The 14680-nt window shown below is 68.3% G+C and carries 13 protein-coding genes; 4 read left to right on the top strand and 9 right to left on the bottom strand.

What is annotated here, in order from left to right; genetic code table 11:
• Positions 1–24: 24 nt before the first annotated feature.
• Genes GYM46_RS07550 through GYM46_RS07525 form a run of 6 tightly spaced genes read right to left on the bottom strand, consistent with a single transcriptional unit; the run spans position 25 to position 4384 of the window.
• A complete protein-coding gene (locus GYM46_RS07550) occupies positions 25–468 on the bottom strand; it encodes a GNAT family N-acetyltransferase (protein WP_008261686.1) in 444 nt (147 codons plus the stop codon).
• Positions 465–1145: a tRNA (adenosine(37)-N6)-threonylcarbamoyltransferase complex dimerization subunit type 1 TsaB gene (gene tsaB / locus GYM46_RS07545; RefSeq protein ID WP_008263863.1), complete on the bottom strand. Its 681-nt coding sequence runs from the start codon at positions 1143–1145 to the stop codon at positions 465–467. Before tsaB ends, GYM46_RS07550 begins: the two co-directional genes overlap by 4 nt.
• Before the next feature lie 10 nt (positions 1146–1155).
• Complete coding sequence (locus tag GYM46_RS07540) at positions 1156–1563, bottom strand: helix-turn-helix domain-containing protein (protein ID WP_040349165.1); 408 nt, start codon at positions 1561–1563, stop codon at positions 1156–1158.
• Positions 1564–1608: 45 nt separating this feature from the next.
• A complete protein-coding gene (locus GYM46_RS07535; RefSeq protein WP_008260822.1) occupies positions 1609–2193 on the bottom strand; it encodes a helix-turn-helix domain-containing protein in 585 nt (194 codons plus the stop codon).
• Between the two features lie 56 nt (positions 2194–2249).
• Complete coding sequence (locus GYM46_RS07530) at positions 2250–2807, bottom strand: NifU family protein (protein ID WP_008263738.1); 558 nt, start codon at positions 2805–2807, stop codon at positions 2250–2252.
• Between the two features lie 38 nt (positions 2808–2845).
• A complete protein-coding gene (locus GYM46_RS07525) occupies positions 2846–4384 on the bottom strand; it encodes a helicase HerA-like domain-containing protein (RefSeq protein WP_008264045.1) in 1539 nt (512 codons plus the stop codon).
• Between the two features lie 108 nt (positions 4385–4492).
• Here GYM46_RS07525 and GYM46_RS07520 point away from each other — a divergent pair, with 108 nt between their 5' ends.
• From GYM46_RS07520 to GYM46_RS07510, 3 genes are all read left to right on the top strand, one after another.
• Positions 4493–5623 (top strand): AI-2E family transporter, encoded by a 1131-nt coding sequence (locus GYM46_RS07520; RefSeq protein ID WP_035309423.1) that lies wholly within the window; start codon positions 4493–4495, stop codon positions 5621–5623.
• A gap of 347 nt (positions 5624–5970) precedes the next feature.
• Entirely contained in the window at positions 5971–10842 is a 4872-nt protein-coding gene (locus tag GYM46_RS07515) for an NAD-glutamate dehydrogenase (RefSeq protein ID WP_008263991.1), read from the top strand.
• 44 nt (positions 10843–10886) lie between these two features.
• Complete coding sequence (locus GYM46_RS07510) at positions 10887–11354, top strand: universal stress protein (protein WP_008263601.1); 468 nt, start codon at positions 10887–10889, stop codon at positions 11352–11354.
• Between the two features lie 88 nt (positions 11355–11442).
• Here GYM46_RS07510 and GYM46_RS07505 read toward each other — a convergent pair whose 3' ends face one another.
• Together GYM46_RS07505 and timA are read right to left on the bottom strand one after the other, a co-directional pair.
• On the bottom strand, positions 11443–12555 hold the full coding sequence (locus GYM46_RS07505) for an MltA domain-containing protein (protein WP_008263705.1): 1113 nt from the start codon (positions 12553–12555) through the stop codon (positions 11443–11445).
• Positions 12555–13196 carry a TIM44-related membrane protein TimA gene (gene timA, locus GYM46_RS07500; RefSeq protein ID WP_008259166.1) on the bottom strand — a complete coding sequence of 214 codons (642 nt, stop codon included), beginning with the start codon at positions 13194–13196 and terminating at the stop codon, positions 12555–12557. Before timA ends, GYM46_RS07505 begins: the two co-directional genes overlap by 1 nt.
• Before the next feature lie 188 nt (positions 13197–13384).
• Between timA and secB the strand changes: the two genes are divergently transcribed.
• Positions 13385–13915: a protein-export chaperone SecB gene (secB, locus tag GYM46_RS07495; protein WP_008264365.1), complete on the top strand. Its 531-nt coding sequence runs from the start codon at positions 13385–13387 to the stop codon at positions 13913–13915.
• 35 nt (positions 13916–13950) lie between these two features.
• Here secB and dnaQ read toward each other — a convergent pair whose 3' ends face one another.
• Entirely contained in the window at positions 13951–14676 is a 726-nt protein-coding gene (gene dnaQ / locus GYM46_RS07490; protein ID WP_008262038.1) for a DNA polymerase III subunit epsilon, read from the bottom strand.
• Between the last annotated feature and the right edge of the window lie 4 nt (positions 14677–14680).

Raw genomic sequence — 14680 nt, 5'->3', positions numbered from 1 at the left:
CCTAGAATAGGACGTCGGACCGTTTCAGGGAAGCGCCGGCTTTTCAGGATCTGCCGCGAGGTCCAGACTCAGGACCAGGGCGTCGGTCCGTCCCCCGTCCGGCGCGGCGTAATAGGCCTTGCGACGGCCGAGGGGCCGAAAGCCGGCTCGGTCGTACAGGGCGCGGGCGGCGACATTGTCTTCGGCCACCTCCAGAAACAGACGCGAGGCTCCGGCCTGGGCGGCGGCCACCGCCCCCCGCCCCGTCAAACGCCCGCCCAGACCGGCCCGGCGCGCCTCGGGCCGGACCGCCAGGGTCAGGATTTCGGCCTCGTCCAGCACGACCCGAACCAGGATGAAACCGTCGGGTTCGACCACGGCGAAGACCCCGGCCTGGCCCAGAAGGTCCGCAAACTCGGCCTCGCTCCACGGCGCGGCGAAGGCCTGGGCGTGCAGTCGCGCCAGCAGGGCCGGGTCGGCGGGCGTCATGGGACCGGCTGGCGCGGCTGACCCGGCAGGCGGGTGGGCGGCGTGGCGTCCGGCGCGCGAAGATACAAGGGGCGGGGCGGATGGTCGGCGGGATCGGCCGCGGCGACCAGTCGCCCCAGGGCCTGGGCCGACGGCGCGACGCGGGGGTCCATGGACGCCATGCTCAAGTCAGGAAAGGCCTCGACCAGGACGGCGGCGCCGGAGCCGACCAGTCGAACCTCTTTCCCCAGGGCGGTGATTCGTCGCGCCGCCTCGTCCAGCGACAAGGCCTCGTCCGGACCGACGGCCGCGCCGTCGATGAACAGCTTGGCGTAGACCTGGCCTCGCCGGGCGTCGATCAGGGCCGCGACCGGCGGTCCGGCCGAATCCACAGACGCGGCCAGTCCATCCAGGGCCGACACCCCGACCACCGGCCGATCCAGGGCCGCGCCCAGCCCCTGGGCGAAGGCCAGACCGACCCGCAAGCCGGTGAAGGAGCCGGGTCCGACAGTGACCCCGATCCGATCCAGGGCATCGAACCCCCCGCCGGCCTCGGCCATGACGTCGCGCACCAGACCGCCCAGGCGTTCCTGATGGCCCTTGGCCATGGGTTCGAAACGAACGGCCAAGGGTCGCTCGTCCTCGAACACCGCCGCCGTGCAGGCGCCGAGCGCCGTATCGATCACCAGAAGTCTCATGGCGCGCCTTCTAGGCCGCGCGAGACAGAACCTCCACCAGTCGCGTCAGGGCCTGACGCACCGCGCGGTCTTCGATGCGGGAAAAACCGGCGGCCATCGCCCGGCCTTCCGGTGTCGCAGCCATGGTCCGCATCATCGACAGTTCGGGGATTTCGGCCTCGTCCGCCGGCTCGGGAAAGAAGGCTCCGACGGGCAGTCCAAGGGCCAGGGCCAGATTGTGCAGCCGCGAGGCCGAAATCCGGTTCTGACCGCCTTCGTACTTCTGAACCTGTTGGCAGCTGACCCCGATCAGGGCGCCCAGGGCGGTCTGCGACAGACCCAGGGCCGTGCGTCGTGATGCGATCCGGGCGCCGACGACGGCGTCCAAGGGTTCCGGCGCGCGGGCCGTCTGGCGAGCAGTAGGGGGCGTCCTGTCCATGCCGGAACGATCTCACAACCTTTCCGCGTATGCAACCTTTTCGTTTCATGATTCGCGGCGGGCGATCACGGCCGAGATGCGGGCCACGGACTGGCGGTCGATCACCTCCGCCCGGTCCAGCGCGCCCGCCCCCCGGACATGGAGGCGGTCGTCCTCGGACCGGTCAAAGAGGCGCGGGCGTAGATCGCCGTCCTTCATCTCGATGACGCAGCCCTGGCCGCCCCTGGGCCACAGGTCCGGTTGGTATTCGAGGATGACGCCCGGTTCGGCCCAGGGGGAGAGGGCGTCATCGCGAACCTTCAGGTGTTTCACGACGACAGGCGGCGGGCCGTCGAAGCCGCGTCCCCGGCTTTCCAGGCCTGTCGCGGCCGGATCGACGTGCGGCGTCTGGGCGCCCGAAACGAGCAAGGCCAGGGCTTCGGGCGTGGCGTCCAGCGCCCCGGTCAGGCGACGCTGGACATCGGGCCGGAACAGGCCGGGCCGGCGACCGGATTCATAGAGGCCCCAGCCCTGGCTGGTCATGTCCAGACGCGCTCCGGCCTCGGCCTGGGACAGGCCGCGCCGACGGCGCAGGGCGGCCAGGGCCTCGCCCAGACAAAGGACTTCAGGATCAGGAACGAAACGCGGCATGGAGGACGAGGATGGCGCCCCGCCGCACGTCTGGCGAGAACGAAAACGTCAGTCGGTCAGAGGGTCTGCTCGACCCGCGTCACCTCGGGCACATAGTGGCGCATCATCTGTTCGACCCCGGCCTTCAGCGTCGCCGAAGAGGAAGGGCAGCCGGAACAGGCGCCGCGCATCCGCAGGCTCAGCACCCCGGTCGCCTCATCAAAGGCGTCGAACAGGATGTCGCCGCCGTCCTGGGCCACGGCGGGTCGGATGCGGCTGTCCAGCAGGGCCTTGATCTCGGCCACGATCTCGCTGTCGTCCTCGGCATGGGTCTCGGTTTCAGACCCCGCGACGGTCAATGGCCGGCCCGAGACGAAATGATCCATGATGACGCCCAGGATCGGGGCCTTCATCTCCGACCAGTCCGGCCCGCGCTCCTGTCGGGTCACCGACACATAGTCGGCGCCGAAGAAGACGCCGTCGACGCCCTCGAGTTCGAACAGGGCCTCGGCCAGGGGCGAGGCGGTCGCCGCGTCGATGGTGCGGTAGTCCAGCACGGCGAGCGGAGAAACCTCGCGGCCCGGCAGGAACTTCAGCACATTGGGATTGGGCGTGGGTTCGGTCTGAATGAACATGGGCGGGAGATGCGCTCGCCCCCGCCCCGTTGCAAGACCTAGCGCCGCTTCAGCCCGCCCAGCAATCCCCGCAACAGTTCGCGGGTGAGGGTGGACCCGGCCGTGCGCAACACCGACTTGGTCAGGGCCTCCATCGGGGTCTGACGATTGGAGGTTCTGGCGCGCGGCGTCGTCCGGGCCCGTTCCCTGACGTCCGCCCTTACCGCCTTCTCGTTCGATTTCGCCTGAGCTTCGGCGGCCTTGGCGGCGTCCGACTGCGCCCTGGCCTGAGTCTCGGCCCGATCGGAGGCGGCATGGCGGGCCGCGAGGATTTCCTCGGCGGATTCGCGGTTCAGCGTCTGGTCATAGAGGCCGCGCACCGGGCTGGCGGCCATGACGGCGGCGCGCTCGGCCTCGGTCGCCGGGCCCAGGCGCGAGGCCGGCGGCCGGATCTTCGTGCGGGCCACGACGGTCGGGGCGCCTTTCTCGTCCAGGACCGAGACCAGGGCCTCGCCCACGCCCAGGCCCTGGATGGCCTCGGCCGTATCGAAGGCGGGATTGGCGCGGAAGCTCTGCGAGGCGGCCTTCAACCCCTTCTGTTCCGACGGCGTATAGGCCCGGAGCGCGTGCTGGATACGATTGCCGAGTTGGGCCAGGACGCTGTCGGGAATGTCGGCTGGATTCTGGGTGACGAAATAGACGCCCACCCCCTTGGACCGGATCAACCGCACCACCTGTTCGACCTTGTCCAGCAGGGCGCGCGGGGCGTCGTCGAACAGCAGATGGGCCTCGTCGAAGAAGAAGACCAGGCGCGGCCGGTCGGGATCGCCCACCTCAGGCAGCTGTTCGAACAGCTCCGACAACAGCCACAGCAGGAAGGCCCCATACAGGCGCGGGCTGTTCATCAGCCGCGTGGAGTCCAGCACATTGACCTGACCGCGCCCGTCGAGGCCGACGCGGATCATGTCCTCCAGCTTCAGGGCCGGTTCCCCGAAGAAGGCGTCGCCGCCCTGTTGTTCAAGCTGCAGCAGGGCGCGTTGGATGGCGGCGATGGAGGCGGGGGCGACATTGCCGACCTCGCGGCCGATCCGCTCGGCGTTCTCGCCCACATAGACCAGCAGACTGCGCAGATCGCCCAGGTCCAGCAGCAGCAGGCCCTCCTTGTCGGCGATATGGAAGACGACGGTCATCACGCCTTCCTGCACCTCGTTGAGGCCCAGCATCCGGGACATCAGCACCGGACCGATCTCTGACACGGTCGTGCGGATCGGGTGGCCCTTCTGTCCGTACAGGTCCCAGAAGACGGTCGGAGCCGCTCGCGGCGTCAGGGTCAGGCCCATTTCGGTCGCCCGGGCGATCAGCTTCTCGTTCGGCGTTCCGACCTGGGAAATGCCCGAAAGGTCCCCCTTCACATCGGCGCAGAAGACCGGCACCCCGGCGTCAGAGAAGCCCTGAGCCATGATCTGAAGGGTGACCGTCTTGCCGGTGCCCGTGGCGCCGGCGACCACGCCGTGTCGGTTGGCGCGGTGAAACAGCAGGGCTTCCGGCTGGGCGGCGTCGGACTGGCCGAGGAATAGGCCGGCAGGGGCGTCGGACATGAAAAGTCTCCAGAGAACCGGCTAGGTCTAGCGCAGAGCCCCGCGCGTCGGAACCGTCGCTGTTCGTGCGTGTTGACGCCGCTCGGCCCGCCGCCGACAAGGATCGCCATGAAGAACCCCCTCACCATGCAGTCTTCGGCCGTATCGCGGAACGCCGCCGCCCTGATCGCGACCGTCGCTGCGGGCGCGGCCGTCTACTGGCTTCGGGACATACTGACGCCTCTGGCCATGGCCCTGTTCCTGCTGATCATGATCGACGGGGTGAAGCGGACCGTGGCGGCCCGGACCCCGCTGAACGACCGCTGGGCCGGTGTCGCCGCCCTCGTATTGGTGGTTCTGGCCTTCTTCGCCTCCATCGGCATCATCGTGAACGGTGCGGCGGGCTTCTTCGGAGAAGCCTCGGGCGTTTCGCAGAATATCGGACCGCGCATCGATCAGATCATCCGCGACGTCTACGGCATGGCGCGCCTGAACAATCCGCCGACGGCCCAGGAGCTGATCAACGGCGTCGATATTCGCGGCTATGTCGCCTCCATCGCCATACAGGCCCAGGGCATCGCCTCCGGGGCCTTCTTCGTCATGGTCTACCTGGGCTTTCTCCTGGCCTCGCAGATCGGCTTCCGACGCAAGATCGTCACCATGTTCCCGCAAAAGCGCCAGCGCGACGAAGCGATCGCAGTGTTCGAACGGGTTCGCGGCGGGGTCGAGGGCTATATCTGGGTCCAGACCGTCACCGGCGCCATGATCTGCGTCGTGGCCTGGATCCTGATGCGCGCCGTGGGGCTTCAGAACGCCGAGTTCTGGACCTTCGTCATCTTCATCGTCGGCTTCATTCCCGTGCTGGGCGGGGCCGTGGCGGGACTGGCGCCCCCCCTGTTCGCCCTGGTGCAATTCCCCAGCTACTGGCCGGCCCTGATCCTGCTGGTCGGGCTTCAGACCATATTGTTCATCGTCGGCAATATGATCCAGCCGCGGATGCAGGGCGACAACCAGAACATCGACCCCGTCGTGGTCCTGCTGTCCCTGGCCTTCTGGGGCAAGCTGTGGGGCGTTGTGGGCATGTTCCTGTCCACCCCTCTGGCGGTCATGGCCATGGCGATCCTGGCTGAATTCCAGGGATCACGCTGGATGGCCATCCTGCTGTCGGGCGACGGCGAACCCTATGCCGACGAGGGCAAGTCGAACCGGAAGAAGGCGGGCGAGACCGAGACGGAAACAGAGGGCAGGGCCGGAGCCTGAACCTGCGGCGCCGCGCCACATCGAAAGCCGTGTTTTCGTCTCTTGAACCTCAAACAAGGCTTCCCATCTGATCCTTACCGCTGCGGGACATTCCCCTCCGAACCGCAGCGAAGCGACCGACGCACACTCCCCTCCCCGAGCGTCGTTCGCGCAGGCCGCCGAGTTCCCCCGCTCGGCGGCCTTCTCGTTTGTGGCGCCGCACAATTCTTCCAACCTGAACGCTGTTCATGAGAATCTTCGATCATCGGGGGCTTCCCGCGCGACCGGACCTGGCCTAGTCAACGCTGTGGCGCCTCGTCGCGCCGTGCCCCTTGCGGCCAAGGCCGCGTCGCCCGAGACTGTAGTCCATGACCGCCCTCGATCCGCGCCCCGTCCCGGTTCAGCCGATCTCCCCGGCCGCCCTGGAAACCTCATTCGCGCGGATTCTCGGCACCAGCCCCGGCAAGCCGGAGCAATCCTTCCTCGCCCAGGCGTACGAGGACTACGCCGCAGACGAGACCCCCGAGCTGGACGGCGAGGATCTGGCCGCGCTCCTGGCCGCCTCGTGGCGGGCGGCCAAGGACTATCCGGCCGGTTCCGCTCCCCTGATCACCGTCGGCCCCCTGGCCGGCGCCGATGGCCAGGCCCTGGACTATGACCTGGTCCGCATCGTCCAGACGGACGCCCCCTTCCTGGTCGACAGCGTCATGGGCGCCCTGGCCGAGGCCGGGGTCTCGGTGCGCGCCCTGTTCCACCCGGTGGTCGAGCTGGGTGATCGCCGTCTGTCGGTGATCATGCTGGTGATCGACGGCGCTCCGCAGGAACGGCGTGACGCCCTGGGCGAGGGCCTGGCCGAGTGCCTGACCGACGTCCACGCCGCCGTGGCCGACCACGAGGCCATGACCGGCCTGATGCGTCAGGCCATGCAAAGGCTGGAGGCGACGCCGCCAAGCGTCGATCCCGCGGTTCTGGCCGAAAACATCGCCTTCCTCAAATGGCTGAAGAGCGATCATTTCGTCTTCCTGGGCGCTCGCGACTATAATTACCCCCTGAAGGCCGACGGCGACTACGAGGCCGAGGCTCCGTTGAGCCAGTCGAGCGCCGGTCTGGGCATACTGGCCGACCCCGACCGCACCGTTCTGCGTCGCGCGTCGGAACCCGCCGTCCTGACCCGTCAGATGCGCCGGCAGCTGGATCTGAGCGACCCCGTCACGGTGGCCAAGGCCAACGCCCGGTCCCGCGTTCACCGGCGCGCCTACATGGATTATGTCGGGGTCAAGCGTTACGGCGCGGACGGCAAGGCGACGGGCGAGACGCGGTTCGTCGGCCTGTTCACCTCCGACGCCTATGACCAGCTGGCGATCGAAACGCCCCTGATCCGCCGCAAGGTGGCCAATGTGCTGAGCCGTGCCGACAAGGCGCCTGGCAGCCATAACGAAAAGCGGCTGCGCAATATTCTCGAGAATTATCCGCGCGACGAACTGTTCCAGATTGGTGAGGACGAGCTTCTTTCCATCGCCCTGGGCATACTTCACCTCTACGACCGGCCGCGCATCCGCCTGTTCACCCGCCAGGATCCGTTCGACCGGTTCGTCTCGGTCCTGTGCTTCGTCCCGCGCGAAAAATTCGATTCCTCGGTGCGCGAGCGGATCGGCCAGATCGTCGCCCGCGCCTGGGGCGGCCGGATCTCGGCCTGGTATCCGCAACTGTCGGACGCCCCCCTTGTGCGGGTCCATTTCATCATCGGCGTGACGCCGGGCGACCATCCGGTCCCCGACGCCGCCCAGCTTGAACATGATGTGGCCGAGGCCGGGCGCGGCTGGGTCGAGCGGTTCGAAGCCGCCTTGCGCCGCGCCGACGTGGCCGATGTCGAGGTCGGGCCGCTGAGCACCCGCTGGGCCCGCGCCTTCGGCGCCGCCTATCGCGACCGCTATGACGCCGACGAGGCCGCGATCGATCTGGGCGAGATGGACCGGCTGAACGCGACGGGACAGGTCGGAGCCGGAGAATCGGTGGCGGTCCGCGCCTTCCGCAACGCCGACGACAGCCGTCTGCAGTTCCGCTTCAAGCTCTATCGCCGCGGCCCGTCGGTGCCCCTGTCGGACGTCCTGCCGATCATGGCCGACATGGGTCTGAAGACCCTGGAGGAGTACGGCTATCCGATCCGGCCGCTGGGCGAGGAAGAGATCCACGTCCACGAATTCCTGATGGAGGATCCCCGCGGCGAGGCCCTGGTCTTCGCCGATGTGAAAGGCCCGTTCGAACGGGCCTTCGCCGCCGTGTGGAACGGCCGCACCGAGAGCGACGGTTTCAACCGTCTGGTGGTCGAACTGGGCATGGAATGGCGCGAGGCCGCCCTGATCCGCACCCTGGCCCGTTATCGCCAGCAGACAGGCCTCGATCCGTCCCAGTCGGTGCAGGAAGAAGCCCTGCGCGAATATCCCGACCTGTCGCGAGCCCTGCTGTCGCTGTTCAAGGCCCGGTTCGACCCTGCGGACGGCGCCGTTGAGGCCCGCGAAGGCGCGGTAGCCGAACTGAACGCCAAGATCACGACCCTGTTGCAGGACGTGAAGAGCCTGGACCACGACAAGGCCCTGCGCCGGATGGCCGCCCTGATCGGCGCGATCAAGCGAACCAACTATTTCCAGCTGGGTTCCGACGGCCTGGCCAAGCCGCACATCTCGATCAAGATCGCCTCGAGCGAGCTGGAAGATCTGCCGCTGCCCAAGCCCTATCGCGAGATCTTCGTCTGGGCGCCGCACGTCGAGGGGGTGCATCTGCGCTTCGGACCGGTGGCGCGGGGCGGTTTGCGCTGGTCAGACCGGCGCGACGACTTCCGCACTGAGGTGCTGGGCCTGGTCAAGGCGCAGCAGGTCAAGAACGCCGTCATCGTTCCGGTCGGCTCCAAGGGCGGCTTCTATCCCAAGCAGCTTCCACGCACGACCGATCGCGAGGCCATCCAGGGCGAGGCCATCCGCGCCTATCGCACCTTCCTGTCGGGCCTGCTGGACATCACCGACAACATCGCCGCCGACGGTTCTGTAGCCCGCCCCGCCCATGTCGTGGCCTGGGAAGGCGACGACCCCTATCTGGTCGTCGCGGCGGACAAGGGCACGGCGACCTTCTCGGACATCGCCAACGGGGTCTCGGCCGCCTACGGCTTCTGGCTGGGCGACGCCTTCGCCAGCGGCGGGTCGATCGGCTATGACCACAAGGCCATGGGCATCACCGCGCGCGGCGCCTGGGAGGCCGTCAAACGCCACTTCCGCGAGATCGGTCCGCGCGCCAAGGTCTGGGACATCCAGACCGAACCCTTCACCATGGTGGGCGTGGGCGACATGTCGGGCGACGTCTTCGGCAACGGCGCCCTGCTGTCCAAGGCGACCAAGCTGATCGCCGCCTTCGATCACCGCGACATCTTCATCGATCCCACGCCCGACCCCGCCGCCAGCTGGACCGAACGCAAACGGCTGTTCGACCTGCCGCGTTCGTCCTGGCAGGACTATGACAAGGGTCTGATTTCCCAGGGCGGCGGCGTCTTCTCGCGGTCCGCCAAGTCGATCCAGCTGACGCCTGAAATCAAGGCGGCGCTGGACATCACGGAAGACGAACTGGATCCGGTCAGCCTGATCCGGGCCATCCTGAAGGCGCCGGCGGATCTGCTGTATCTGGGCGGCATCGGCACCTATGTGAAATCGGCGGCCGAGACCGACGCCCAGGTGGGCGACAAGGGCACCGACGCCCTGCGGATCAACGCCGACGAGCTGCGGGTCAAGGTGGTGGGCGAGGGCGCGAACCTGGGCTTCACCCAGGCGGGCCGCATCGTCTTCGGCCAGGGCGGCGGCCGGATGAACACCGACGCCATCGACAACTCGGCCGGGGTCGACACCTCGGACCACGAGGTCAACATCAAGATCCTGGTCGGGTCGGCCGTGACCAACGGGGTCCTGCCGGCCGAGGACCGCGCCCCGCTGCTGGCCTCGATGACCGAGGAGGTGGGCCTGAAGGTGCTGGCCCATAATTATGACCAGACCCTGGCCCTGACCTTGCAACAGGCCGAAGGCGCGACCGCCCTGGACGCCCAGCAACGCTTCATGCAGGCCCTGTCGGCGCGCGGCAAACTGGACCGCAAGGTCGAAGGCCTGCCGAACGACGCCCGCATCAAGGAGATGATGGCGGCCGGGGTTCCGCTGGCCCGGCCGGAACTGGCGGTCCTGACCGCCTACGCCAAGCTGGAGCTGTCGGAAGAGATCGTCGCCTCACGCGCGCCGGAAGACCCCTTCTTCGAACAGACCCTGGTCCGCTATTTCCCGCAGGCCCTGGCCCGGTTCGAGCCGGAGATGAAGAGCCACCGTCTGCGGCGCGAGATCATCGCCACCGTCATGGCCAACGAAGTCGTCAACATGTGCGGTCCGACCTTCCCGGACCGGCTGCGCGGCTCCGCCGAGTGCGACACCACCGCCCTGATCATCGCCTTCGAGGCGGCGCGGCGCGTGTTCCGCCTGGACGAAGCCTGGGACGCGGTCTCGGCCCTGGACCTGAAGATCTCGGCCGAGGCCCAGACCGCCCTCTATCGCGAGATCGCCGTGGTGCTGCGCCGCCAGACCTTCTGGCTGGCGCGTCGCGCCAAGGCCGGGGCTTCGGTCCAGGGCCTGATCGACCGCTATCGTCCGACCGCCGACGCGCTTCAGGCCGAGGGCGCGCCGGTTCTGTCGCGGTTCGAACAGGGCCGTCTGGATGATCGTGTCGCCATCTTCGCCCATCATGGAGCGCCGCAGGATCTGACCCGCCGCATCGCCATCATGCGCCCCCTGGTGGCCGCCGCCGATATCGGCGATCTGGCCCAGGAGAGCGGCTGGCCGGTCGCGGCCATGGCGCGGCTGTATCACCAGGTCGGCGCCGCCTTCGACTTCGACCGGTTGCGCGCCGCCGCCGGTTCGATCCCGTCGATCGATCATTTCGACCGGCTGGCCGTGCGTCGCATGATCGAGGACCTGATGAACGAACAGTCGATCCTGACCCGCGCCGTGGCCCGGGTCTCGGACGCCGCGGTCGGGGTCAGCGAGGATGCGGCCGAGGGCGCCGTGGACGCCTGGATCGGTTCGAAACTGGCCGTGGTCGAAGGCGTGCGCGCCTCGGTGGACGAGATCGAACAGTCCGGATCGGGCTGGACCTTCGCCAAGCTGACCATCGCCAATGCAGCGATCCGCGATCTGGCGTCCGCAGCGGTGAGTTCTTGAAGACGTCTTCGGCGCTGGGCCGATAGGCGGGCAGGGGAGCCGGCATGCCGAGAAAATTCCTGGTCGTCGTCGATGACAGTCCCGAGTTCGAGGCGGCGCTGCGCTTCGCCTGCCGACGCGCGCGCTCGACCGGCGGAAGGGTGGTCATGCTGCGGGTTCTCCCGTCCAACAGCGACGCCCACTGGTCTGGCGTTCGTGAGGAAATCGAACGCCAGCAGCGGGAAGAGGCCGAAACCCTGCTGAACCGGCTGGGGGAGGAGGCGCTGGAGCGATCCGGCGCACCGCCCGTCTTCCTGATCGAACAGGGCGAGGCCCAGGGCGCGATCAAGAAGGTGGTCGGCGACGATCCCGACATCAAGATTCTGGTTCTGGCCGCCGGGACCGGGTCGCGGGGACCGGGGCCGCTGGTGTCGGCCATCATCAAACAGGGGGCGCAGCTGGGCGGGCGCAAGCTGCCGGTCACCATCGTTCCCGGCGAGCTGACCGAGGCCGAGATCGAGGACCTGGCCTAGACGTAGCCGGGCCTTAGGCCGAGGCGGACACGGTCTGCCCCTATTGCCACGCCACGCTCGGCAATATCGCGGCGACCCTGACCGTCGCCTAGCCTTTCGGCACCAGTCGCCACATGTGCAGAGGGTGACGCACTGTGCCTGCCTCGGCCCCGGCGGCGTCGCCCCGGCCCATATAGAGGTCGGCGCGGACCGGGCCCCGAATGGCTGAACCGGTGTCGAGCGCCATGGCCAGGCCCCGATACGAGGCCGTGGCGCCGCGCAGGTTTCCGCCATCCGCGTCCAGCCACACCAGTTCGCCATAGCGCCACTGGGACGGATCGACGGCGACAGCCCGACGCTCGGTCAGGGGAACACCCGCCGCCCCGGCCGGATGTCCGTCGTCATCCGGGTCGAGCCGGAAAAAGATGTAGCGTGGATTCAGCGCCATGACCGTCTGGGCTTCATAACCCCGGTGTTCGGCCAGCCAGGCGCGGATGGCGTCCCCCGAGGTTCCGTTTTCCGGCAACAGGCCCTGGCGCGCCATGGGTCGGGCGATGCCGACGAAGGGCCGGCCGTTGTCGGCGGCGTAGGCGGCGCGGGCGCGCGACCCGTCCTCGAACGTCAGATAGCCGGAGCCCTGGATCTGCAGGAAGAACAGGTCCTCGGCCCGCATCCAGGCCAGGGCCTGATCGGGGCGGGCGTTGGATTCCACCATCGCCCGGTCGCCGGCGCCGCGCGGATCGGCCGGCTTGGGCAGCACAGGCGCAGAAAACTCGTCGTCCGGGACACGGCGCGCCGGATATTCCGGCGCGAAATAGGCCGTCAACAGGCCCGGGCGGCCGTCGGCGGCGGCGGCGGGAACGGCGCTGAAGTTCGCTTCAAAAAAGGCGCGTGCGCTAGACGGCGTCACGCTCGTCGTAGCCGCCATGGTCTTGGCCTGGCCGCAGACCCCCCGAGCGGCGACGTCGCGCGCCGCGCCGCATCCATCGAGATAGGCGCGGAAGGCCGCCAGATGATCTTCGTCGTTCCAACCCGGCAAGACGGCGGGACTGAGAGCATCGGACGGCGAGGGCGGGGGAGCGGCCGGACCGGGCGAGGGGACATAGGGCGTGGGCCCTATTCCCGGAACGGTCGGCGTCGCGGGGCCGGTGGAACAGGCGGCGACGGCCAGGACCGACGCCAGAAGGGACGTCTCCCGGACCCGCCGCAGAACGGCCGACATCAGGCGTTGGCCGGCTCGACGCGGGCCAGGACCCAGTTGGGATCGGCGGCGCCCAGGGTGCGTTCGAAGGTCCAGTGTTCGGCGGTGCGGCGTTCCTCGACCAGGGGCTCGCCGGTGACGGAATCGGCGGTGTCGCCCGAGGCCTTGGTCACGCGGCTGCGCAGTTCGGCCAGAAAGCGGACCTTGGCCACCGCCTTGTCCCCCTGGACGGTGGCGCCTTCCAGATCGGCGCGGGGCGGGAAGAGGAATTCGACGGTCTCGGTCTCGCCGCGCGTCTCGCGCGCCGCGATGCCGGCGTCGAACGAGGCCATGACATTGGGCGTCAGGAGCGGCGTCAGGGCCGCGCGGTCGCCGGCGGCGTAACCGCGGACGATGGTCTCATAGGCCTGACGCGCGCCCTCGACGAAACGATTGGGGTCGAAGGCCGGATCGCGCGCCTTCAGCCCGGCGATGGAAGCGAGGGTGGCGGCGTCCAGGGCCGGGGTTTTGGAGGCCTCGGCCGTGGAGGTCGGCGACGAGGGGAGGGCCTTGGCGTCCTCCTGCGGCTGACGGCCGACTCTCTTGCCCAGCACATTATAGAGCTGGAACAGGACGATCGCCGCGATGACGGCGAAAATCACGATCTGGAACTGGACCGGCAAGGGGACTTCCTGACTGTCGGCGCGTGAGCGAGGGTGCGCCATGGAGACGATTACGGGCTCATATAGGACGGCGCAAGGCGGCGCGCGCCCCCTGTCGAGCAAGCGACGTTGCGGCCAAGCGTCTCGGCGTGGTAGTCGCGGCGCCTTATTCCGGCCCAATCGGCCTTTTTCCGTAATCGAAGACGCCCATGACCGACGCCGCTCCGCCCGCCGACACCAACGCCCAAAACGGGGCCCCGAACGGGACCCAGCCGCAGCAAGGGCAGCCCGCCGGTCCCGGCTTCCGCATCCTGGCGCAATATGTCCGCGACTTCTCGTTCGAGAACCCGCGCGCGCCGGAATCCCTGCGTATCGACGGCAAGCCGGCCATCGACCTGGGCGTCGAAATGTCGGCCCAGGGCCGTCCCGACGGTCTGTTCGAACTGGACCTGAAGCTGTCGATCAAGGCCAGCCACGAAAACCAGGCGGTCTTCCACGTCGAGCTGGTCTATGGCGGCCTGTTCCAGCTGGCCAATGTCCAGGAGCAGGACATCGAGCCCCTGCTGCTGATCGAATGCCCGCGCTATCTGTTCCCGTTCGCCCGCGAAATCATCTCGCGCGCCACCGCGGACGGCGGCTTCTATCCGCCCTTCATGCTGGACCCGATCGACTTCGCCGCCATCTATATCGCGCGCCAGCAGCAGATCGCCCAGCAGCCGGTCGAAACGGGCCAGGCGTAAGCACAATTCCCCCTCCTCTCATGGGGGGAATTTGACTAAGCCGCCTCTTCCTCGACCCTGACTCCATAGGCTTCCCACAGGGCGCGGTCCTTCAGAGCCTTAGCCAGGAAGGCGATGTGGGCGGCCTGTTCCTCCGGGCTCGAACGCAGGGCCAGCGGCTGGGGACGCGGGCCGTAGGCGGCGGTCGGGACGGCGACGCCTGCCGAACGACCCGCGACCGGCGCCGACGACAGGTCCAGCACCCGCTCCTTGCCGCCGCGAAGCTCCAGATAGACCTCGGCCAGCAGGCGGGCGTCGATCAGGGCGCCGTGAAGCGTGCGTTCGACCAGCGACACCTTGAACCGCTTGCACAGCGCGTCCAGCGAATTGGGCATGCCCGGGAACCGGGCCTGAGCCAGTTTCAGCGTATCGATCCAGCGCGTCTCGCCCGTGATCGGCCGGCCGCACAGCTTGTATTCGAAGTCGATGAAGTTGCGGTCGAATCCGGCGTTGTGGGCGATCATCGGCGCGTCGCCGATGAATTCGATCAGATCGTCGGCGATCTCGTGGAATTTGGGGGCGTCCTTCACCTTGTCGTCGGTGATGCCGTGAACCCGGATCGCGTCGGGAGGGATCAGGCGTTCCGGATTGACGAACCGGTGAAAGGTGCGGCCGGTCGGCAGCAGGTCCTGAATCTCGATACAGCCGACCTCGATCAGCCGGTCGCCCGTCTTGGGGTCGAAGCCGGTGGTTTCGGTGTCCAGAACAATCTCGCGCGCCATTGGC

This window comes from Brevundimonas mediterranea (assembly GCF_011064825.1).
Lineage (GTDB): Bacteria > Pseudomonadota > Alphaproteobacteria > Caulobacterales > Caulobacteraceae > Brevundimonas > Brevundimonas mediterranea_A.
The sequence above is the reverse complement of the archived record's forward strand: the minus strand, read 5'-3'. Positions and strand labels throughout refer to the sequence as shown.

Excerpts from the sequence above, each read along its gene's own strand:
- GYM46_RS07535 (WP_008260822.1), bottom strand. The coding sequence starts at position 2,193 with ATGCCGCGTTTCGTTCCTGATCCTGAAGTCCTTTGTCTGGGCGAGGCC.
- GYM46_RS07540 (WP_040349165.1), bottom strand. The coding sequence starts at position 1,563 with ATGGACAGGACGCCCCCTACTGCTCGCCAGACGGCCCGCGCGCCGGAA.
- GYM46_RS07510 (WP_008263601.1), top strand. The coding sequence starts at position 10,887 with ATGCCGAGAAAATTCCTGGTCGTCGTCGATGACAGTCCCGAGTTCGAG.
- GYM46_RS07550 (WP_008261686.1), bottom strand. The coding sequence starts at position 468 with ATGACGCCCGCCGACCCGGCCCTGCTGGCGCGACTGCACGCCCAGGCC.
- secB (WP_008264365.1), top strand. The coding sequence starts at position 13,385 with ATGACCGACGCCGCTCCGCCCGCCGACACCAACGCCCAAAACGGGGCC.
- tsaB (WP_008263863.1), bottom strand. The coding sequence starts at position 1,145 with ATGAGACTTCTGGTGATCGATACGGCGCTCGGCGCCTGCACGGCGGCG.
- dnaQ (WP_008262038.1), bottom strand. The coding sequence starts at position 14,676 with ATGGCGCGCGAGATTGTTCTGGACACCGAAACCACCGGCTTCGACCCC.
- GYM46_RS07505 (WP_008263705.1), bottom strand. The coding sequence starts at position 12,555 with ATGTCGGCCGTTCTGCGGCGGGTCCGGGAGACGTCCCTTCTGGCGTCG.
- GYM46_RS07520 (WP_035309423.1), top strand. The coding sequence starts at position 4,493 with ATGAAGAACCCCCTCACCATGCAGTCTTCGGCCGTATCGCGGAACGCC.
- GYM46_RS07525 (WP_008264045.1), bottom strand. The coding sequence starts at position 4,384 with ATGTCCGACGCCCCTGCCGGCCTATTCCTCGGCCAGTCCGACGCCGCC.
- GYM46_RS07530 (WP_008263738.1), bottom strand. The coding sequence starts at position 2,807 with ATGTTCATTCAGACCGAACCCACGCCCAATCCCAATGTGCTGAAGTTC.
- GYM46_RS07515 (WP_008263991.1), top strand. The coding sequence starts at position 5,971 with ATGACCGCCCTCGATCCGCGCCCCGTCCCGGTTCAGCCGATCTCCCCG.